General features: G+C 66.3%; 16 protein-coding genes. 7 read left to right on the top strand and 9 right to left on the bottom strand.

Translation table 11 applies throughout. The features are described 5' to 3' along the window. Positions 1–125: 125 nt before the first annotated feature. Positions 126–1,091: a metal ABC transporter solute-binding protein, Zn/Mn family gene (locus tag ACLFRM_RS04930; protein ID WP_410754610.1), complete on the top strand. Its 966-nt coding sequence runs from the start codon at positions 126–128 to the stop codon at positions 1,089–1,091. Between the two features lie 29 nt (positions 1,092–1,120). Here the strand turns inward: ACLFRM_RS04930 and ACLFRM_RS04925 are convergent, their stop codons facing one another. After that, on the bottom strand, positions 1,121–1,651 hold the full coding sequence (locus ACLFRM_RS04925) for a gamma carbonic anhydrase family protein (RefSeq protein WP_410754609.1): 531 nt from the start codon (positions 1,649–1,651) through the stop codon (positions 1,121–1,123). 151 nt (positions 1,652–1,802) lie between these two features. Here ACLFRM_RS04925 and ubiA point away from each other — a divergent pair, with 151 nt between their 5' ends. Beyond that, the gene (gene ubiA / locus ACLFRM_RS04920; RefSeq protein WP_410754608.1) at positions 1,803–2,663 is read left to right on the top strand and encodes a 4-hydroxybenzoate octaprenyltransferase; all 861 of its coding nucleotides are present in this window, start codon (positions 1,803–1,805) and stop codon (positions 2,661–2,663) included. Positions 2,664–2,754: 91 nt separating this feature from the next. Beyond that, the gene (locus ACLFRM_RS04915; RefSeq protein ID WP_410754607.1) at positions 2,755–3,255 is read left to right on the top strand and encodes a DsrE family protein; all 501 of its coding nucleotides are present in this window, start codon (positions 2,755–2,757) and stop codon (positions 3,253–3,255) included. A 70-nt stretch (positions 3,256–3,325) separates the two neighbouring features. Here the strand turns inward: ACLFRM_RS04915 and ACLFRM_RS04910 are convergent, their stop codons facing one another. Further along, positions 3,326–4,960, bottom strand: a complete 1,635-nt coding sequence (locus ACLFRM_RS04910) for a methyl-accepting chemotaxis protein (protein WP_410754606.1) — start codon at positions 4,958–4,960, stop codon at positions 3,326–3,328. Positions 4,961–5,224: 264 nt separating this feature from the next. Between ACLFRM_RS04910 and ACLFRM_RS04905 the strand changes: the two genes are divergently transcribed. Next, positions 5,225–5,572, top strand: coding sequence for a hypothetical protein (locus ACLFRM_RS04905; protein WP_410754605.1), 348 nt, complete (start codon positions 5,225–5,227; stop codon positions 5,570–5,572). Continuing rightward, positions 5,569–7,440, top strand: coding sequence for a diguanylate cyclase (locus ACLFRM_RS04900; protein WP_410754604.1), 1,872 nt, complete (start codon positions 5,569–5,571; stop codon positions 7,438–7,440). Before ACLFRM_RS04905 ends, ACLFRM_RS04900 begins: the two co-directional genes overlap by 4 nt. Positions 7,441–7,482: 42 nt before the next feature. On the opposite strand, the gene ACLFRM_RS04895 is transcribed toward ACLFRM_RS04900, so the two are convergent. From ACLFRM_RS04895 to ACLFRM_RS04865, 7 genes are all read right to left on the bottom strand, one after another. Then, positions 7,483–8,919: a diguanylate cyclase gene (locus tag ACLFRM_RS04895; RefSeq protein ID WP_410754603.1), complete on the bottom strand. Its 1,437-nt coding sequence runs from the start codon at positions 8,917–8,919 to the stop codon at positions 7,483–7,485. A gap of 36 nt (positions 8,920–8,955) precedes the next feature. Continuing rightward, complete coding sequence (locus tag ACLFRM_RS04890; protein WP_410754602.1) at positions 8,956–13,170, bottom strand: EAL domain-containing protein; 4,215 nt, start codon at positions 13,168–13,170, stop codon at positions 8,956–8,958. A gap of 139 nt (positions 13,171–13,309) precedes the next feature. Beyond that, positions 13,310–14,179, bottom strand: a complete 870-nt coding sequence (locus ACLFRM_RS04885; RefSeq protein WP_410754601.1) for an amidohydrolase family protein — start codon at positions 14,177–14,179, stop codon at positions 13,310–13,312. Continuing rightward, positions 14,157–15,236, bottom strand: a complete 1,080-nt coding sequence (locus ACLFRM_RS04880; RefSeq protein WP_410754600.1) for an ABC transporter ATP-binding protein — start codon at positions 15,234–15,236, stop codon at positions 14,157–14,159. The genes ACLFRM_RS04885 and ACLFRM_RS04880 overlap by 23 nt, the downstream gene beginning before the upstream one ends. Positions 15,237–15,278: 42 nt before the next feature. Beyond that, entirely contained in the window at positions 15,279–17,003 is a 1,725-nt protein-coding gene (locus ACLFRM_RS04875) for an ABC transporter permease (RefSeq protein WP_410754599.1), read from the bottom strand. Beyond that, positions 16,994–18,055 (bottom strand): Fe(3+) ABC transporter substrate-binding protein, encoded by a 1,062-nt coding sequence (locus ACLFRM_RS04870; RefSeq protein ID WP_410754598.1) that lies wholly within the window; start codon positions 18,053–18,055, stop codon positions 16,994–16,996. Before ACLFRM_RS04870 ends, ACLFRM_RS04875 begins: the two co-directional genes overlap by 10 nt. A 187-nt stretch (positions 18,056–18,242) precedes the next feature. After that, on the bottom strand, positions 18,243–19,169 hold the full coding sequence (locus ACLFRM_RS04865) for a LysR family transcriptional regulator (protein WP_410754597.1): 927 nt from the start codon (positions 19,167–19,169) through the stop codon (positions 18,243–18,245). A 443-nt stretch (positions 19,170–19,612) separates the two neighbouring features. Between ACLFRM_RS04865 and ACLFRM_RS04860 the strand changes: the two genes are divergently transcribed. Then, a complete protein-coding gene (locus tag ACLFRM_RS04860; RefSeq protein WP_410754596.1) occupies positions 19,613–20,185 on the top strand; it encodes a cytochrome b in 573 nt (190 codons plus the stop codon). A gap of 2 nt (positions 20,186–20,187) precedes the next feature. After that, on the top strand, positions 20,188–20,781 hold the full coding sequence (locus ACLFRM_RS04855) for a YceI family protein (RefSeq protein WP_410754595.1): 594 nt from the start codon (positions 20,188–20,190) through the stop codon (positions 20,779–20,781). Positions 20,782–21,338 lie beyond the last annotated feature (557 nt).

Genomic DNA, 21,338 nt, shown 5'->3' with positions numbered 1-21,338 from the left:
TCAAGGCCTTCCCGGGGTCTTACGTTAGCATGCTCCCGATGCGCCGTCCTTGCGCAAAGCCGTGTGCCTTTCTACCATCCGCCACGTTCATTGCGACCCACGTTACTACCCACACGAGGCCCGTTGTGCAGAGATTCTTCCGGTGGCTTTCCCGTGTCGCGACGCTGTCGTTGACCGCCGTCTTCCTGGCTCCGGCCGCCCACGCGCAGGACGAGGTGCTCCAGTACGGCGGTGGCGACCGGGAGCTCGACACCCTGCAAGTGGTGACCGACACGTCCTTCACGGCCGAGCTGGTCGAAAACATTGCCGGTTCGTTCGTCGAGGTCGAGACGGTGCTCGAGGGAGAGGAGTCGCCGCTTGCGTATTCGCTCGACGAGGACGATCGGGAACGGATCGAATCCGCCGACATGGTCATCTACCAGGGACTGGGCCTGATGCCGGAGTTCATCGAGGCGGCCGAGGCCCGCGACAAGGCCGACCGAGTGGTGCTGACCGACCGGATCCCCGACTTTCGCCACATCGAGACGGATGACGGCGTCAACCCGCACACCTACCATGACCCGTCGCTGCTGCAGTACGCGGTCGACCACCTGACGATCCATCTGAAGGAGCGTCTCGAGTCAGTCGCCGGCGAGATCGAGGGCAACCGCCTGCGGGTCAATATCGAGCTCCAGTCGCTGATGCGGGAAACCGAGGGGTTGATGGAAGACGTCTCGCGCAGCGAACGCGTGCTGGTGACCGACAACGACGTGTTCGCCTACTTCGCCAAGGCCTACCATTTCGAGCTGCTCGACGTGACCGACGAGGCCGACAGCGAGAAGGCCATCGAGTTGATCGACCGCAACGAGACGCCCCACGTGTTCTCCGTGGCGGGGGCTGGTGACGGCGCGATCAAGGAATGGCTCGAGGCCAATCGCGGCGAGACCATTCCCGAATCCGTCGGCCTGGCCGACCCGCTGACCGGCCTGTGGCTGGGGGATCGCAACCTGCCGACCGGTACCTACATCGGCCTGTTCCGCGAAAACGTCAGCGAGATCATCCTGGGGCTCAAGCCGTTGCCGGAAGCCGGCGAAGAGGCGCCGGCCGAGTAAACGAGCGCACTCGAGAGCAGGGCGGTTCCTCAGCCACTGGCACGGTGATCCTGCGCCAGCTCGCGATAGAAGCGTGCCGACTCGACCAGGTGCGCGCGCTCCTCGTCGGTGAGCGGCCGGACCTTGCGGGCCGGGGTGCCGACGTAGAGGTGGCCGCTCTCCAGGACCTTGCCCGGCGAGACCACGCTGCCGGCGGCGATGATCACCTCGTCCTCGACCACCACGTCGTCCATGACGATCGCGCCCATGCCCACCAGCACGCGGTTGCCGACCGTGCAGGCGTGCAGGATGGCGCGGTGGCCCACGGTCACTTCCTCGCCGATGCGGCAGGGCATGCCCTGCGGGTGGGCGGTCGAGGGCTGATTGACGTGGACGATGACGCCGTCCTGCAGGTTGGTCAGCCGCCCGGCACGGATCTGCTGGACGTCGCCGCGCAGCACCGCGTTGGGCCAGACCGAGACGCCTTCCTCCAGTACCACGTCGCCGATCACCACCGCGGTCGGGTCGACCCAGCAGTCCTCGGCCACGGTCGGGAGCGTTGACTGGAAATTGCGGATCATGCGGAAACCTCGGGTTCGATCGGGCGGTTGCAGGCCGGCATTCTAGCGCAGGCAGCCAACAGGGGTGAGAGGACAGCGAACGGCGGCCGGAGGGCGGGACGGTCTGGTATCTTCCATCTGACGTTTCGATTCCGATTTCTAAGGTAACGCCTTGTCCCTGATCGCCGAGAAAACCCGTGCCTACCTCGCCCTGACCCGGCTGGACCGGCCGGTGGGCATCTTCCTGCTGCTCTGGCCGACCTACTGGGCGCTCTGGGTGGCCGGGCAGGGGCGTCCCGACCCCTTCATCTTCCTGATCTTCACGCTGGGCGTGATCGCGATGCGCTCGGCCGGCTGTGCCATCAACGATTACGCCGACCGGCACGTCGACGGCCACGTCACGCGCACCCGCGGGCGGCCCCTGGCCACCGGGCGGATCCGTCCGCGCGAGGCGCTGGGCGTGTTCGCCGCCCTGGTGGGCGTCTCGTTTCTGCTGGTGCTGCAGCTCAATGCCACCACCATCGCACTCTCCGTGGTGGCGGTGGTCCTCGCGGCGACCTATCCCTTCGGCAAGCGCTTTCATCATCTGCCCCAGGTGCACCTGGGGCTGGCCTTCGGCTGGGCGATCCCGATGGCCTTTGCCGCCCACCACGGCGAGGTCGCGCCGGTGGCCTGGCTGCTCCTTCTGGCCAATATCGGCTGGACGCTGGCCTACGACACACTCTATGCGATGGCCGATCGGCCGGACGACCTCAAGATCGGGGTCAAGTCCTCGGCGATCCTGTTCGGTCGATTCGACCTGGTCGCCGTGTCGCTTTCCTACCTCTGGACGCTGGCCTGGCTGGTCGGGGTGGGCTGGATGGTCGATCTGTCCGTCGGCTATTTCATCGGGCTGGGCGTGGCGGCGGTGTCGGCCGCCTGGATCCTGCGCACCGCGCGCAGCCGTCAGCTCGGCGATTGCGTGCTCGCCTTCCGGCGCAACAACGTCTTCGGCGCGATCGTGATGCTGGCGTTGATCGCGGGATTTCTTTGAGCGTTGGGGCCACGGCCCGGTTACACTTCGATAGCTGGCTAACTATCCCGAGTCTGCCGGTGTTCCCATTCAGGCGAAACGGAGTGTTCCCATGATCAAGCGCACGATCCAATCCTTTCTGACCGCCGCGGTGCTGGCCCTCGCGATGCCCCTGTCGGTACAGGCCGCCGAACCCATCGACGACACGGCGGCGCTCGCCGGTGTGGAAGAGGCCAAGGGCGTTTTCCAGATCGACTTCACCGAGGCGGAAAAGACCGCCTTCTACCTGGAGATCATCCGCGGCACCCACGCGAACTTCGAGCGCCAGGGACTGGACCCGGACCTGGTGATCGTCTTCATCGGTCCGACGGTGCAGTTCCTGACCACCGAGGCGGACGAGGAGACGGTCGACCCCGCCATCCTGATGCGCATCGAGTCCGAGGTGGAGCAGCTGGCCGAACTCGGCGTGCGCCTGGAAGTCTGTGCCGTGGCCACCGAGGTGTTCGGGGTCGACAACGACACGTTGTTCGATGGCCTGGAGCTGACCGGTGACGGCTTCGTGTCGATGATCGGCTGGCAGGCCCAGGGGTATCACCCCGTCACCATGTTCTAGGGACTGCCACCCTGGCCGCCAGAAAGCCCCGCCATCGAGCGGGGCTTTGTCGTTGGCGCTTTTCTAGCGGCTAGCTGCGTTCGATGCGGAACTGGCCCACCATCCCGGAGAGTTGCGAGGCCAGCCGGGCGAGATCGGCACTGGCCGTGTTGATCTGGTCGATGGCATCCAGCGATTCGTGGGAGACCTGGTCGATGTTCACCGCGTTGCGGTTGATCTCCTCGGTCACGGCGGTCTGCTCCTCCACCGCGCTGGCCACCTGGGTGGACAGGTCGGTGATCTGGCGCACCGACTGGGCGATCTCGTCGAGCAGGCCCTGGGTGTGGCCGGTGCGATCCAGCGTGTCGTGGGCGCTCTCGCTGCTGCGCTCCATCACGCCCACCGCCTCGCGTACCCCGGACTGGAGTTTCTCGATCATCTGCTCGATCTCGCCGATCGAGTCCTGGGTGCGGTTGGCGAGGCTGCGCACCTCCTCGGCGACCACGGCGAAGCCACGGCCCTGCTCGCCGGCGCGGGCGGCCTCGATCGCCGCGTTCAGGGCGAGCAGGTTGGTCTGCTCGGCAATCCCGCCGATCACGTCGAGCACCGAGCCGATCGAGTCGCTGTGCTTGTTCACGTCGCGGATCACGTCACCGGCACGCTGCATGTCATCGGAGAGCGACTGCATGGAGCGCATGTTGTCGTCCATCGCCTCCATCCCGGCCCGGGCGCGCTCGTCGGTTTCGGTGGCCGAGTCGTTGACGCTCTGCATGTTCCGCGCGATCTCCTCGACGGCGCTGCTCATCTGGGTGATGGCGGTGGCCACCTGCGAGGTCTCGTCGCGCTGTTTCTGCGCACCGCTCCTGGTCTGCTCGGAGACCGCCGACATCTCCTCGGTGGCCGCCGCCAGTTGCGAGGAACTGTTGGATATATCACCCATCATTTGCCGCAGTCGCTTGACGGTCGCCCCCAACTGACGGATCAGCTGACCGGTCTCGTCCTTGGCATCCGAGGTCGGTGTGATGGACAGGTCACCGTCGGCGACATGGTGTGCGATGTCCACGGCCTGCCGGATGGGACGCACCACGGAACGAGTGATGAACAGGCCGGCGAGGACGGCGATCAGCACGGCGAACAGGCTGCCGAAGCCCAGCACGCCCTTCATGAACGCGTCGACACGTTCGAGCCTCGCTTGCCGCTCCTCGAGCAAGCCGTGCTCCTCTTCGATCATGGCGTGATCGATCTCGCGCATCGTCTGCATGGCGGTTTCGGCATCGACCTTCATCTCCTGGATCCGGTCACGCACGTTGTCGTCCAGGTCCCCAGCCTGGCGGCGCAGATCGATCGCCGGCTGGATGTAATCGTCGATCCAGCGTTGGTAGGTGTTTTCCATTTCCACCAGCCGTTCCTGTTGCCGGGGATTGTCCGCGGTCTGTTCCTCGAGGGCGTCGTTGCGAGTCAGGAACGTTTCCCGGGCCTTTTCGTAAGGAGCGAGGAAGCTTTCGTCTCCTGTCAGAAGATAACCGCGCTGGGCGCTCTCGATCCCGACCAGGGCGATCATCTGTTTTTCCAGTTCCTCGACGACCTCGTAGCTGTGCTGATTGATGGCCTGGGCCTCGCGCACCTGGCCGTACTGCAGCCATACCGACCCGGCGATCAGAACGATCAGCAAGGTCAATAGGCCGAAACCAAGACCAAGGCGGGTGCCGATGGGCAGGTTGCTCATAACGGGACTCCTGTATCGAATCGGTTGCCGGCGTAGCCCGGCCGATGCGTGACGATTTCACTGGGTAACTCACTTTCCGTATCGGCCGCTTCGGCGAAAGGGTTAGCGTTTGCCCATCGGCCCGTCGTTCGGGCCGCCCGATTCGGATAGCGACGATAAAGGCTAGACCACGAATGGTTTTAGCGCCGTTCGAGCGCGTTGGCCCCGGTTCCATGCGCTACAGTCGAGGCAGGGTTGCGCACTATCCGGCCGAAGGAGGCGACCATGTTGCACCTGCCGCAAACCGCCGGCTCCACGCGGGAGACCCTGGAGGCGACGTTCAAGGCCGAGATCTCGGCACTGTCCCCGGATGAACTGCCCCTGGAACAGGGCATGTCGCGAGGCAGCGTCGTGACCGGCGATGCCCTCTCGGCCATGGTGATCCGCAGCCGAATCGGACCGGACCGGATCCGGATTCATGCCGGTCTGTTCTTCACCAGCGTGGTCGCCGGCTGTGCCTGCACCAACGATCCCTCCCCGATGATCGACGAGCCCGAGTACGTCGAGGTCGAGTTCGTGATCGACCGTCGCGACGGGGCGGCCACGGTGCGTCTGCTGGATTCGGGCGGATGACCAGAGACCCCGACACCTCGGAGCAGCAAGGGGACTGGCGTTCGCGCATGACGTGGCCGGTGGTGCGTATCGGCCTGCTCCTGCTGGCCATCTGGGTGCTGACCCTCGCGGTGCTGGCCTGGTCGAGTCTGCAGGCGATCGATCGTTACGAACGGCATGCCGACGAGCAGGTCGAGGAACGCACGCGGCTGGTGGCCCTGATGCACGCCACCCTGGTCGAAAGCGAACTGGATGCCGTCGACCGCGATCTGCGGGTGATCGGGGAACGACTCGTCCCTCGACTGGGCGAGTCACCTGCCCGGATCGCCCGGGCGATGGAATCTTCCCTCGACGCCAATACCCTGGTCCACGATCTCTGGTTGCTGGGTCAGGGGGGCAGCCGCCTGGGAAAGCCATTGGGCGCGCGGCGGGGTGCCGACGATCTCGACATCGAGCCTGGCGAAGAGCCGTTCTTTCGTACCCACCTCGAACCCCAGCAGGGAACGGCGGCCGACGAGGTGTTCCTCTCCCGGCCGATCGATCATGGAGAGACCCGCGTGGTGGCGATGAGCCGCGCTCTGCGCGACGAGGCCGGGACGTTCCGGGGCGTGCTGGTGGCCTATATCGATCTCGACGCACTGGCAGCGCTGCTCGCCCGAGTGACGGGCGGGGGGCGGCTGGCCGCGCTGCTCGCCGACCGGCAGGGCCAAACGCTGTTGGCGCTTGGCGAGGCGGATCTGTCGGCCAAGTCGCTCAGCGACCGCTTGGAGGCCGACGTCGGTTCGCCGCCGTTTGCCGGACGCTTCCGGCTCGAAGCGGACGGCCGCGAATACCAGTTCGCGCTGGATCAGCCCGAGGGCTGGCCGCTGGATGTGGTGGCCGCCGAGGATCGCGCGCCGGTGGTGGCGCGGCTGGAGGAAAACGCCAGCTATCACCACTGGCGTCTGCTGATCTGGGCAGTGGTGTCCGGGGCGCTGCTGTTCGTGGTCGGCTGGCTGTTCGCGCGGCGGGCATCGGCACTGGCGCAGGTGGCCGACAGCGAGCGCCGCCTGGCCGAGAGTCATCGACGCAATGCCGCGATCATCGAGGCCATCCCCGACCTGCTGTTCACCATGGACGCCGATGGGCGCATCCTCGACTTCGAGCCGGGCGACGGCATCCCGTTGCTGGCCGAGCCGGAGGCCTTTCTGGGGCGGACTGTCGAGGACGTGATGCCGCCGGAACTGGCCGAACAGACCCGTGCGGTGATTGCGCGGACGCTGGCGAGCGGCGAGGTGCAGACCTACCAGTACCACCTCGATTTCGATGGGACGCGGAATTACTACGAGGGGCGGTGCTCGTCCCTGACCGAGGACAGCGTGCTGATCCTGATCATCGACATCACCGCGCGCAAGCGCGCGGAGAATGATCTGGAATGGGCCGCGACCCATGACGCCCTGACCCGGTTGCCGAACCGGCGCTTGTTCATCGACCGGCTGGGTAGGGCGGTCGAGGCATTCCACCGCTACGGCGGGACCGGTTTCTGCCTGCTTTACCTCGATCTCAACGGCTTCAAGGCGATCAACGATCGCCTCGGCCACGCCGCCGGGGATCGATTGCTGCAGCAGGTGGCCGACCGGCTGCGCGAACAGGTGCGCTCGGCCGACAGCGTGGCGCGGTTGTCTGGCGACGAGTTCGTGGTGATCATCAGCCGCGCGAGTCGTTCCGATGCGCGCGTGGTGATCGACAAGCTGCGCGAGGAAATCGGTCGGTCCTACGAGCTCGACGAGGGCGAGGCACGGGTCAGCGTGTCGATCGGCATGGCCTGCTGTCCGGAAAACGGGCGCAGTGTGGAGGCACTGATGCAGTCCGCCGACGACGACATGTACCGCCACAAGCCCGACCGGTAGTGGTTGCGAGTCGCCCGGGCCCGCCAGCCGCCGGGCTGCCGATCAGCCGACGGCGAGCCGATTGCGACCGTCACGCTTGGCCTGGTAGAGCGCCTGGTCGGCGCGGTGGAGCAGGCTGTCGAGGGATTCACCCGGGCGGCACTGCGCCACGCCCTGGCTCACGGTCAATGTCTGCTCGCTCTCGGGCAGGCGATTGCGCTGCGCCACCGCTTCGCGGATGCGTTCGGCCGTGAGCCGGGCGTGTTCGGCCGTCGCGTCCGGCAACAGGATGACGAATTCGTCACCGCCCCAGCGGCAAAGCGTGTCGGCTTCGCGTATCTGCGAGGAGACGGTGTCCACAAGCTCGCGCAGGACCCTGTCGCCGGCCTGGTGCCCATGGCGGTCGTTGATGGTCTTGAAGCGATCGATGTCGAGGTTGATGATCGAGACCGGCTGATCGTGGCGGCGCCCGAAGCGTTGCGCCTGTTCGAACAGCACTTCCAGGGCCTCGCGATTGCCCGCCCCGGTGAGATGATCGGTCGTCGCCATGGTCTCCAGTCGTCGCTGGTAGTTGCGCAAGGTCCAGCCGCCGGTCAGCAGCACCAGGGCGGCGACGCCCAGGGCGAGCAGGATGTTGACGATCAGCGTGCTGAGCAATCGGGCATTGGCGGACGATTCCCGTTGCTCCACCACCAGGAACCAGTCGAGCTCCGGGATCAGGCGGGTGTTGACGTAGACCTTGCCGTCTCCGGGGCGTACGTAGCCGAATTCGGTACTCGGATTGGTGAGGATGCGAGTGGCGTGGCGGGCCAGCCCGGGTCGGTCCTGGATGCTGGTCGGCCCGTCGTACCCGGAGCCGCGCAGGGTGATTTCGCCCTCGCGGTTGATGAAATAGATCGAGCGGCCGTAGCGGCGCTGGTAGCTTTCGATCAATTCGGCGACCGTCTCGACGGCCAGCCCGATGCCCGTGACACCGATGTAGTCGCCCGCCTCGTCTTCCACCCGGTAATTGACGAAGATCGACAGCCGGCTGGGTTCGGCGGTGTCGTGGTCGATATTGATCTCGTACGGCTCGCTCATCTCCCGGGCGCGGAAATACCAGGCGTCACCGGAGTCCTCGCGCGAGACGGTCTTCAGCACCCCGTCGGGGTGGTAATAGCGACGACTGGCCTCGCTGACGAAAAACGCGGTGGTGGTCTCGTACTTCCGCTGGATCTCCGCCAGGTAGCGGATGATCGCCTCCGGGTCCTCCTCGCCATCGACCACCCAGTCGCGCACGAAGGTGTCGTGCGCCATCAACGAGGAAATGAGGATCGAACGCAGCAGGTCCCGCTCGATCTCGGAGAAGATGTTGTCGCTGGTCAGCGGTAGGGTTTCCTCGGCGATCTGCTTCTCCAGCGAGTCCTCGGCGATGAAGTAGCCGATAACGCTGGTGGCGACGAATCCGGCGGTCAGCAGGATGGTCAGGACGGTGGCGAAGAGCAGCTTGTTGCGTTGCATCGGGAAGGCTTGGGTCGTCCTTTTCTGGTGGTGGGCTCAGACGGGGCCGGCGTCGAGGTAGCGTTCGCCGAACTCGCCGGCCGGCAGCGGATGGCTTTCGATATAGCCCTGGTAGATGTCGCAGTGATGGCGACGCAGGAAGGCGAGCTGGCTGTCATGCTCGACGCCCTCGGCGAGCACCTTCAGGCCGAGCGTGTGGCCCAGATCGATGATCACCCGCGCGATCTGGCCGCGATCACTGGGTTCATCGATCAGGTCGATGAAGCGCTTGTCGATCTTGAGCACGTCGATGGCGAACTCGCGCAGCTGGCCCAGTGAGGAATAGCCGGTGCCGAAATCATCCAGCGCGACGTGCACGCCCATTTCCCGCAGCCGGTCGAGCAGCTCGCGGGCTTCGGCCTCGCGGCGCACGATCGCGCTCTCGGTCAGCTCGAGTTCCAGTCGGTCGGCCGGGAAGCCGGTCTCGTCGAGCACTTGCTGGACCAGCCGGTCGACCTCCCCCTGGCGCAGCTGGTGCGGTGAAAGATTGATTGCCAGCCGCCCGATGTCGTGTCCGGCATCCAGCCACGCCTTGCCCTGTCGGCAGGCCTCGCGCAGCACCCACTCGCCCAGTGGCCAGATCAGGCCGGTGGTCTCGGCCACCGGGATGAAACGATCGGGCGGGATCAGCCCGTCGGTGGGGTGTTGCCAGCGCACCAGCACCTCGGCCCCGTGCAGGCCATGGTCGTCGATGCGCGTCTGCGGCTGGAACACCAGCCGCAGCTCGTCGTTGTCGATCGCCTGACGCAGCTGCAATTCCAGGGTGACGCGGTCCCGCGCCGCGTCGGTCATCTCGTCGGAGAAGAAGCGGAACGTGCCGCGGCCCTCGTCCTTGGCCCGGTAGAGGGCCGTGTCGGCCTGCTGCATCAGGCCCAGCGGCGAGGCGGCGTTGTGCGGGTGAAGCGATATCCCCACCGAGGCGAGCACCCGCACCTGCTGTCCCTTGGTCAGCTCCCAGGGCTCGCCGAGGGCGTTGATCACCTCGTTGGCCAGCTCGCCGACGCTGGTGGTGCTGTCGATGTCGGTGATCGCCATGGCGAACTCGTCACCGCCCAGCCGGGCGATGGTGTCGGTCTGGGGAAAGCGTTCGCGCAGCCGCTCGCTGACCTTGATCAACAGCTGGTCGCCGACGGCGTGGCCGAGACTGTCGTTGACGTCCTTGAAGCGATCGAGATCGACCATCAGCACGGCGATCTCGCTACCTTCCCGGCGGGCGACGTCGATGAGCTGTTCCAGCCGCGCCATCATCATCAGGCGGTTGGGCAGGCCGGTGAGCGGGTCGTGGTGGGCGAGGAAGTCGAGCTTGGACTCGTTCTCCTTCTGTCGGCTGATGTCGACGAACAATCCCACGTAGTGGGTGATGTTGCCCTCCTGGTCGGTGACCGTACTGATGCTCAGGATCTCGGGGAATATCTCGCCGTTCTTGCGCCGGTTCCAGATCTCGCCCTGCCAGTGGCCGTCGCGCTCGAGCGACTGCCACATCCGCTCGTAGAAACGGCGGTCGTGCTGACCGGAGGCGAGCAGCTCGGGGGTCCGGCCGACGACGTCCTCGGCGCGGTATCCGGTCAGGACGCTGAAGGCCGGGTTGACCTCGAGGATCACCTGGTCGCGGTCGGTGATCAGCACCCCTTCGCGGGTGTTCTCGATCACCTTGGCCATCAGGCGTTCGCGTTCCTCGATCTCGTGGCGGTCGTGGATGTCGGTGACCACTCCATCGAACCACAGTGGGTTGCCCTGCGGATCACGCCTGACCAGGGTGACCTCCTCGACCCAGCGGTACTGTCCGTCGGCCATGCGTAGCCGGTATTCCTGGTGGTACTGCGTCTCGCCGCTTAGGACCTTTTCCTCGAAGCCGCTGGCCACCATCGCCCGGTCATCGGGGTGGATGATCTCGGCGTAGGGGCGCTGCGCGCGCTGCCACTCATCGGCCGAGTAGCCCCATCGCTTGATGTTGTCGGAGACGTAGGCCGCAGGCCAGCCGTCTTCGGGGAGCCAGCGGAACAGGACCGCGGGGCTTGCCTCGACGGCCTCCTTGGCCCGCTCTAGATCCTCGAGACGATCGAAATAGTCGAGGGCGAACGAGATGTCGGTGGCCAGCTCCTCGACCGTGCGGCAGATCGTCTCGTCGAAGAAATCGCCCGGCGCGGCATAGAGCGCCATCGCACCGATGGCCTCGCCGCCCCGGTGGATGGGGAAGGCCGCCACCGCATCGACACCGGCCCGGATTGCCTGCTCGTGCCACAACCCGGTCGAGGGCGAGGTCTGGAAGTGATTGGCCACCACCAGCTCGCCGGATCGGATCGCGCGTCCGATCGGTCCCATGCCGGCCGGTTCGTGGGCGTGGATGCTGACCTCGATGCTGTCGACGTAGCCGACCTCGTCGCCGAACTGCTCGACCGGCTCGACCGAACCGGTCTCGGGGTCGATCAGCCCGATCCAGGCAAAGACGAGATGGCCGTGTTCGACCGCGACCCGACAGGCGGTCTCGAACAGCTCTTCCGCCGTCCGGCAGCGGGTGATCGCCTGGTTGGTCTGCGAGAGCAGATCGTAGAGATCCTTCTGGTGCTCGAGCGCCGCGTAGGCCTCTCGCTCGCGGGTGATGTCCTCGGCAATCGAGACGAGGTTCTCCGGTTGGCCATCCTCGGTGCGTGTCATCCGGGTGTCGATGCGCAGGTGGGCCTTCGAACCGTCCGCGCGTGTCAACAGGTACTCCTGGCTGGTGCTGTCGCGCCGCCCTTCGAGCAGGTCGAGCATCGCCTGTCGTTCCTCGGCATGACGCGCGTCACCCAGCAGGTCGTCCCAGTCTTTTCCCGCCAGCGAACCGGCGGGTCGGCCGAGCATCTCGGCGAGCTTCGTGTTGGCCTGCGTGATGTGGCCGCTTGTCGGCGAGCTGATCGCCATGCCGAAGAACGGCATGTCGTAGAACACGCGCAGCAGACGGTCCTGCTCGGCGGTGCGGGCGGCCCAGCGTAGCTCGTCGCGTTCCCGGCCACGGTGCCAGAGCAGGTTGAGGATCACCGCGATGATGGCCAGCAGGAAGAAGCCCACCACGGCGAGAATCAACAACCCCTGGTGGAGGGGGGTCAGCACGGCCGCGCGCGACTGGGTGGAGATCACCGCCCACTTCGGGATGGACAGGGGATGGACCGCCCCGACAATCGCCTCGCCATCGATCCCGGTGCCCTCGATCACGTGAGGTGTCGAATCCCCGCCAAAATCCGACGGCTCCAGCCCGCTTTGCTCCCACGGCAGGCTCGGCCAGGGCTCTTCGGTGCTTTGTCGCTCGGGATCGTCGAGGATCAGGACCGTGTCGCCTTGCGCGTAGGCCAGCTGGGTCGAGGCCGGGGTATGGGCGGCACCGCGCGGCATCCCGGGGATATCGGTGCGCAGCAGGACATGGGCGACGATACCGTCCTCGGCCTCGATCGGAATCAGCCAGTCGACATGGGCATGTCGGTCGGTGTAGAGGTCGGGCGGCAATTCGACGATGCGGCCGTCGACGGCCCGGTCGATTCCGGTTTGCAGTTCGCCCGGCCAGCGGGTCACGCCGCGATTGACCAGCGGCTCGGCCCCGCTGGCATCGAGCAACGCCATCCCCTCGTAGTCGTAGGCCCGGCGCAATATCTCGAATTGGGTGATGACCTGTTCGCGCGCGGCGGTGGTCTGCGTGGCCGTCGACTCGGGGGAGGTGATGGTCCGTGCCGCCTGGCGCAGGGCGCTCGACGACTGGATCACGAAGGCATCGCTGCCCCGTTCATTCAGCCACCCCTCGATGAAGTCGGCACGCAGGGCGGCGATATCCGCCAGGCGCCCCTGGGCCGATTCGATGGCGGCTGGTGCCTGGTAGAGGTAGGTGCCTGCCGTGACGCTGGCCACGACCAGCAGGTTGGCGACAAAAACCGCCACCGGTCCGCCGCGGCCCGATGGCGAGGCAGCGCGGGTGGCGGCCTGGGTGGCGGCCCGTGGCACTGTCTTGTCCGGTATCACCCAGCGCAGCAGCAGGTAGAGTATGCCCCCGGTGACGGCGACAAAGGCCAGCCCCTTGGCGGCCCCGGCGCGCGCCAGCTGCTCGTCCGGAACGAACAGGCCCAGCAGCCAGTCGGAGGTCAGTACCCACAACCCGGCGTAGACGACATACGAGAGGGCCAGCACGAGTGGCGAGGCCGATCGGCGATGTCGGGCAGGTTCGGGTTGGTGGTCTGGCGACGTCATGTCGTCCGGCGATTCCTGATATAAAGCGCGGCGGATGATCGATCTCTCCGGCGCAGCAGTTTGGGCGGCTCGTCAGGCACAGGATCCCTCCCAGAATGGGTGAATACGCCGGTCAAGTCCAGTGGGTGCACGACGCCACTCACGGCCCGGGAATGCCCAGCAGAAGCGGGTCGAGCAGCAGTTCGCGGGCGTTTTCGCGGGCCAGGCGCCGGGCGACCGAGTCGGGCAGCTGGTCCAGCCACTGGCGGATGGTGTCGGTGGCGTCGTCGAAGCGCTGCCAGCGGGCGATGCTGTAGGTGTCCACGCCGACGACGAAGCGGTTGGGGTGATCGACGAACAGGGCGCGCCATTCGGCCAGCAATTGGCCGTCGTCATCCATGAACCGTTCGTCGCGCACCGAGGTGTCGATGAACAGGTGCTCGGGGTGGCGGGCCAGGGCGGCGCGCAGGATGGTCGGGTCCGGCGTGTCACCCAGGTGGGCCCAGAGCACGTCGACCTGCGGAGCGATCTCGAACACCCGGTCGATGACGGCCCGGTCGCCGTGGATCATCAGCACGAGATCCCGCTCGGCGGCGATCTCCACCAGCCGTTCGAACACGGGGCTGTCGCGGTCCTCGCCGAAAAGATGCAGTTCACCGAGGCCGCGGTAGTCGCCCTCGTCCAGCCAGGTTTCCACCCGGGCCGGCAGGTCCTCGCGGTCCATCCAGGTTTCCTTGTCGGCCTTGGCGCGATAGACGCCCAGAAACGGCACGATCCGGTCGGGGGCGAGTTCGGCGAGCAGGAGGGCGTTTTCCGGCGGGCGGCTGGTGACCACGGCGTGCTCGATGCCGTTGGTCTCGAGCGTCTCGATGATGGTCTCCGGGTCGATGGCCGCCTGCTGCTCGGCGTTGTAGTGCAGGTGGGCATCGAACAGCGGCGTGGCCGCCAGCCCCGGGGAGGCCCAGAGGGTGGCGAGCCAGGTCAGCCCGACCATCGATAGGGCGCGCTTACTCGTCGTCGGAATCGCCATGGTGAGAGCCTCCTCCGCGCGGGAACAGTACCAGGTGGGTGAAGGCCGGGCGGACCCTGACCCGGGCGCCCGGGGCGTATTGATCGTGGCTGGGCGCGAGAGTCAGCAGGCGCGTGCCGCCGGGCAGGGCCAGGGTGTAGAGGAAGTTCGCGCCGCGGAAGACGCGTTCTTCGATCTCGGCCGTCCCTGTGCCGTCGGGGTCGATGATCACGTCGTCGGGGCGCACCAGCACGTCGACCTCGGTGCCGGGGGGGTATTCGTGGGAGACCTGCCCTTCCAGCAGTCCCAGTTCGGTCTTCACGCGGCCGGGACCAACCATGGTGCCGGCGATGCGCGTGCCCTGGCCGATGAAGTCGGCGACGAACGGCGTCTCCGGACGGTGGTAGAGATTGTAGGCGGTATCCCACTGGTGCAGCCGGCCGGCCTGCATCACGCCGACGATATCGGCCATGGCGAAGGCCTCGGCCTGGTCGTGGGTGACCAGCAGGGCGGTGGTCTCCGCCTCGCGCAGGATGTCGCGCAGCTCGCGCGGCAGGGTGTCGCGCAGCTCCACGTCCAGGCTGGAGAACGGCTCGTCGAGCAGAAGGATCTTCGGGCGCGGCGCCAGGGCGCGGGCGATCGCCACGCGCTGTTGCTGGCCGCCGGACATGTGGTGCGGGTAGCGGCTGCCCATGCCGGGCAGGCCGACGAGCTCGAGGAGTTCGTCGATGCGTTTCCGGCGCGTGTCGGCGGGTTTCTTCGGCAGGCCGAAGCCGATGTTCTCCGCCACGGTCAGGTGCGGGAACAGGGCCAGGTCCTGGAAGATCATGCCCACCCGGCGCTGCTCGGGTGGATGGCCCCAGCCGGCCCCGGCGACGGTGTCGCCGTGCAGGCGCACCACGCCGGCGCTGGGCGACTCGAAGCCGGCCACCGTGCGCAGGATCGAGGTCTTGCCGCAGCCCGACGGCCCCAGCAGACAGCCGATCACGCCGGTCGGTAGCTTCAGGCTGACGTCCTCGACGGCGATGGTGTCACCGAAGCGCACCGTCAGGTCGACCAGGCTCAGGCGCTCGCTCACGATGCCGGTGCCTCCATACGGGCGGCCGTTGGGGCTGGCCGGCTATTCATTGGCGGCCTCTCGGCTGTTGGCTGTGCCTTCATGTCCTCTCGCGCGGGTGATGGAACGGCTGACCAGGATCACCGGGATCAGGCCGGCGGCCACGATGGCCAGCGCCGGCATCGCGGCATCGCGCAGTCGCTCGTCGGAGGCCAGTTCGAATGCCCTGACCGCCAGGGTGTTGAAGTCGAACGGCCGCAGCACCAGTGTGGCCGGCAGCTCCTTGAGCACGTCGACGAACACCAGCAGCGCGGCGGTGAGAAGACTGCCACGAATGAGCGGGATATGCACCCGCCACAGCGTGCGCCCGGCGTTCGCGCCCATCGAGCGCGCCGCGTCGTCCATGCTCGGCCGGACCCGCCCGAGTCCGGCTTCCACCGTGTTGAGGCTCACCGCGAGAAAGCGCACCAGGTAGGCGAACACCAGCGCGGCGACCGTCCCCGAGAGCAGCAGCCCGGTGGAGATGCCGAACTGGTCGCGCATCCAGCTATCCAGCGTGTTGTCGAAGGCGGCGAACGGGATGATCACGCCCACCGCGATCACCGTGCCGGGCAAGGCATAGCCCATGCCGGCGATGCGGTTGATGGTGAAGGTCAGCCGCCCCGGCACCAGCCGGTGCCCGTAGGCGAGGAACAGGGCCAGCAGCAGGGCGAGCACCGCGGTCAGTCCGGCCAGGCCCACCGAGCGTGACACCAGCACCGCGAACTCGCCCAGATCCCGCGTGGGGGCCACCTCCAGACTCCAGGCCAGCAACTGGGCCGAGGGGACGAGAAAGCCCAGCGCCAGGGGCAGGGCGCAGGCGACGATCGCCAGCGTCGCTGCGCCGCGGCGCAGCCGGAACGACGGACGGGCCTGCCAGTTGCCGTGATGGTGGTAGCGGGCCTGTCGCCGCGACAGGCGCTCGATGATGATCACCGTGAAGATGAACGTCAGCAGCAGCGCGGAGAGCTGCGCGGCGGCGATGGTGTCGTCCAGGCCGAACCAGGTGCGGAAGATGCCGGTGGTCAGCGTCGGGATGCCGAAGTACTGCACCGTGCCGTAGTCGGCCAGCGTCTCCATGATCGCCAGCGACAGCCCGGCGACGATCGACGGGCGCGCCAGCGGCAGGGCGACCCGCCGGAACATCTGCCAGGGGTTGAGCCCCAGCGAGCGCGCCACGTTGAGCGCGCTGGCCGACTGCTCGAGAAAGGCCGCCCGCGTGAGCATGTAGACGTAGGGGTAGAGCACCAGCGTGAGCATCACGATGGCCCCGCCCAGCGAGCGCACCTCGGGGAACGGGTAGTCGCCCACCGACCAGCCGGTCAGGGCCCGCAGGCCCGATTGGACCGGCCCGGCCACGTCCAGCAGCCCGGTGTAGGTGTAGGCGATGATGTAGGCCGGCATGGCGAGCGGCAGCAGCAGTGCCCACTCGAAGAACCGCCGGCCCGGGAATTCGCACACCGACAACAGCCAGGCCGTGCCGGTGCCGAGAATGAAGGTGCCGAACCCGACACCAATCGCCAGCAGGGCGGAATTGATGACGTAGTCGGCAAGCACCGTGTCGACCAGGTGCGACCAGGTCGACTTGTCCGGCCAGAACACGGACGCGACGATCACCGCGAGCGGCAGGGCCAGCAGCGCGGTGATCAGGATCATGGCCCCCTTCCAAGCAGACAAGCCGCCCGCCCCTCTCGGGACGGCCGGCTTGTCGATCAGGACGTGGGGCTGTGCGTTCTGGCTTACTGCCATCCCGCCCGGTCCATGAGTTTCACCGCGGCCGGGTTGAGTTCGCCGAGCTTAGACAGGTTCAGGTCGTCGGCCTTGAACTCGCCCCACTCGTCCAGCGTTTCGGAGGCGGGGACGCCCGGGCGGACCGGGAACTCGTTGTTGACCTGGGCGTACCACTCCTGGGATTCCTCGGTGGTCAGGAACTCGAGCAGCTCGATGACCGCCTCGGTCTTCTCGCTCGCCGCGACCATGCCGGCGCCGGAGACGTTGACGTGCGCGCCGCGCTCGTCCTGGTTCGGCCAGACGAGGCGTACCGAGTTGGCCGCTTCGCGCTCGCTGTCGCTGCCGTTCTGCATGGCGCCATAGTAGTAGGTGTTCGCCACGGCGATGTCGCACTCGCCGGCATGCACGGCGCTGATCTGGTCACGATCGCCGCCCTGCGGCTTGCGCGCCAGGTTGTCGACCAGGCCCTTGGCCCAGTCCTCGGTCCACTCCTCGCCGTGCTCGGCGATCAGTGAGGCGACCAGCGACTGGTTGTAGATGTTGTCCGAGGAACGGATGCAGATCTTGCCCTTGAACTTCGGGTCGGCCAGGTCGGCGTAGCTGGTGATTGCTCCTTCCTCGACGCGATCCTTGTGCGTGAAGATCACGCGGGCGCGCTGCGACAGGCCGAACCACTGGTCATCCACGTCGCGCAGGTTCGCCGGGATGTTCTCGCGCAGTGTGTCGGAATCGACGGCCTGGAACACGTCGGATTCCTTGGCGCGCTGCAGGTTGCCGGCATCGACCGTGATCAGCACGTCGGCCGGAGTGTTGCGGCCCTCGCTCTCCAGGCGGGAGAGCAGGGAACCGGCGCCGGCGGTCAGCAATTGCACCTCGATGCCGGTCTCCTCGGTGAAACGATCCAGCAGCGGGGCGATCAGGTCTTCCTTGCGCGCGGAATAGACATTGAGGGTGGTCGCACCCTGCTCGGCGGTGGCGTCGTCGTTCTGCTCGCCGTTGTCAGTGCAGCCGGCCAGGCCCAGGCCGGCGGTCGCGAGGGCCAGGGCAGCCATGGGGAAAAATCGGGACATGATCGAGACCTCTTGGTTCTTGAAAGAGAGCGGTTTGACCGTTTTTGTTCTGACGTTCTTGACGTGTTGCATCGATCGGAAGCGGAGTCACGATAGCCAAGGTTTTTTTCTCTGTCAAATGAGAATCATTCCTAGTCGAACTTCGATTGATGCCCGGGTTCCATGCTGGGATATCGCGAGGCGGCCTTCACCGGCCCGCGATCGGCAGATGGTGATCCCAGTAGGGTTCGCCGGCGAAGCGCTGGACAAGGAAATCGATGAACGCACGCACCCGCGCCGAAAGATGGCGGGTCTGCGGATAGACGGCATAGGCGCCGATCTCCGGCCAGGGCACGTCGGTGAGGATGGGCGCCAGCTGGCCCTCCGTGATGGCGCGGTGCAGCAGGAAGGTGGGCTCGATGACGATGCCCGCGCCACGGATGGCCGCCTCACGGAGGAAATCGCCGTTGTTGACCCGCAGCCGGCGCCGTCCCTGCACCGATTGCCAGCGCCCCTGGGTATCGGTGTAGCCCCAGACGCGGGTTTCCGGGACGTTGCTGTAGATCAGGCAGTCGTGATCGGCCAGCTCGGCCGGGTGCTGCGGGGTGCCATTGCGGGCGAGGTAGTCGGGGCTGGCCACGGCGAGGTTGCGGATCGGTGCGAGCTTGCGCGCGATCAGGGTGGAGTCCGGCAGGCTGGCCAGCCGGATGCCGAGATCGTAGCCGTCGGCGACCAGGTCCACCTCGTGGTCGTCGAGGTCGAGATCGAAGCTCACCCCGGGGTGGGCGTTCATGAAGGCGGTGATCGCCGGCTGCAGGTGCAGCAGGCCAAACGAGAGCGGGGCGGCGATGCGCAGCACGCCGGAGAGCTCGCCGTGTTCGCGGCTGACCGCCTCCTCGGCCTCGTCCAGGTCGGCCAGCAGGCGGGTGGCGCGATGGTAGAACGCCTCGCCCGACGGGGTGAGCGCCAGGTGGCGGGTGGTTCGATGCACCAGCTCCACGCCGAGATGGTTTTCCAGTTCCCGCAGCCGCCGACTGACCGCCGACTTGGCGATGCCCAGCCGTCCGGCCGCCGCGCTGATCGTGCCGGTATCCGCCACGCATACGAAGGTGGATAGCGCCGTGAATCGGTCCAAGGGCACCTCGGAAAATCTATTGCGCCGCCCGATTGCGGCGTCGTGTGCGGATTCGGGACATCCTTGTCCCTCACCGGCGCAAGCCAGGCTTGCGTCCGGCATGGCATCCCGGCCATGCCGTCGCTCGCTCCTCTCGATTCGCCTGGAGCGAATCGAGGCGCACGCAGTGCGCTCGAAGAGTGCAGGCCACGGACGGCCTGCATCCGCCTATCTTATTGATATGTCTCGTCGCTCGCTGGATGCGAAGCAGGCGTCAGCCAACGGCTCCTTGCACTCGCGCGGCTCATGACGATTTTTCGAGGAGCCCGAATGGTGTTCTCTTTTCGGCAACAGTGTTTTTCGAGATTAGTGATTTAAAAATAACTGCGCAACGACCATGCTCCAACAAGCAGTTCGCCGGGACGGCCCGGCCCTGAATGAGTAACGCGGGTTAAGGAAGCGGCATGCAGTGGCGCAACGGGGAAACGGGATACGGCCTGGTGGCCATCGGCCTTCACTGGCTGGTGGCCGTCGCCGTGTTTGGCCTGTTCGCGCTGGGCTGGTGGATGGTGGAACTGACCTACTACGACAACTGGTATCGCCAGGCCCCGGCCATCCACAAGGCGGTCGGGGTGCTGCTCTTCCTGGTGCTGGTGGCGCGGTTGTCGTGGCGCTGGCTCAACCCGTCGCCGCGCCTGCTCGGACGGGCATGGGAACGGCGCGTGGCGAGGGTGGTGCACGGCGGGTTCTACCTGCTTCTGTTCGCCCTGACGGTGTCCGGCTACCTGATTTCCACCGCCGACGGCAGCGAGATCGACGTGTTCGGCCTGTTCTCGGTGCCCGCGACCGTCAGCGACCTGCCCGACCAGGAAGACATCGCCGGTGACGTGCACCGCTGGCTGGCCTGGACCGTGATTGCCATGGCCGGGCTGCACACGCTGGCGGCCCTGAAACACCATTTCGTGGACCGGGACGACACCCTCCGGCGGATGCTCCGTCCCGATCCGACCAGACCCGACCACACCGAAGGAGACTGATCATGTTCCAACGCCGACTGACCGCCGCGGCACTCGCCGCCGCCATTGCCACCCCGCTGACCGCCCTGCCGCTCACCGCGCAGGCCGCCGAGTACGTCATCGACACCAAGGACCAGCACGCCTTCATCGAGTGGCGCATCCAGCACCTGGGCTACTCCTGGATGTACGGACGCTTCAACGATTTCGAGGGCAGCTTCGAATACGAGGACGGTGCCATCGAGGACGCCAGCGTCGAGGTGACCATCGACATGGCCAGCATCGACTCCAACCACGCCGAGCGCGACAAGCACCTGCGCGAGGATGACTTCTTCCACGTGAAGGAATACCCCGAGGCCACCTTCAAGAGCACCGGTATCGAGCAGACCGGCGAGGACACCTTCACCCTGACCGGCGACCTCACCATGCGCGGCGTGACCAAGGAGATCGAGATCGAGGCCGAGAAGATCGGCGAAGGCGAAGACCCCTGGGACGGCTACCGCGCCGGTTTCCACGGCACCACCACGTTGACGCTCAAGGACTTCGGTATCGACTACGACCTGGGGCCGGCATCGACCGAGGCCGAGGTGACGTTGTCGGTGGAGGGCATTCGCCAGTAGGTCCTTTCCCAACGCGGAACGGTCGTACGACTCATCAAGCGCCCCGGCAGATCCTTGCCGGGGCGTTTCCTCATTCAGCCTGCCAGCACGAGCGCTTCTTCTTGCTGCGCTACCTTCCCCTACGTTTCCCAACCCGATAGGCTGGCCATTAAGACCACGTGCCAATACCGGCACCGATTGCAGATAGAAGGATGCTCGATGTCACGGAACGACACCGCGAACACACACCATGAATTCGGCGCCCGCTTGCCATCTTGTGGCGAGCAGTCGAATGGAGGTGCGCGCAAGAATCCCTGCCACGTCATCACTGCTCACACGCCCGGCCGCCCTCCCTGTGCGGCATTGATCTGCAAGGAGCGCTTCGTGACAGAGTGGGGTGTTGTGCGGCGCTTGGGTCGTTTATTTATTAGGTAACCAAAGGAGATACAGGATTGTTTGAAAAGTTTAGGCGTACATCAGCTGCTACTAGATTGCTCGAAGAGCAACTTTATGAACAAATTGTTCAGGAATTATTTAATGGGCAAAGGCGTAATGGGCTTTGGGCGAAAGCATTAGCT

The organism is Guyparkeria sp. (assembly GCF_046540515.1).
Taxonomy (GTDB): Bacteria; Pseudomonadota; Gammaproteobacteria; order Halothiobacillales; family Halothiobacillaceae; genus Guyparkeria.
Note: the sequence above shows the minus strand (reverse complement) of the source record. Positions and strands in the feature narration are given on the sequence as shown.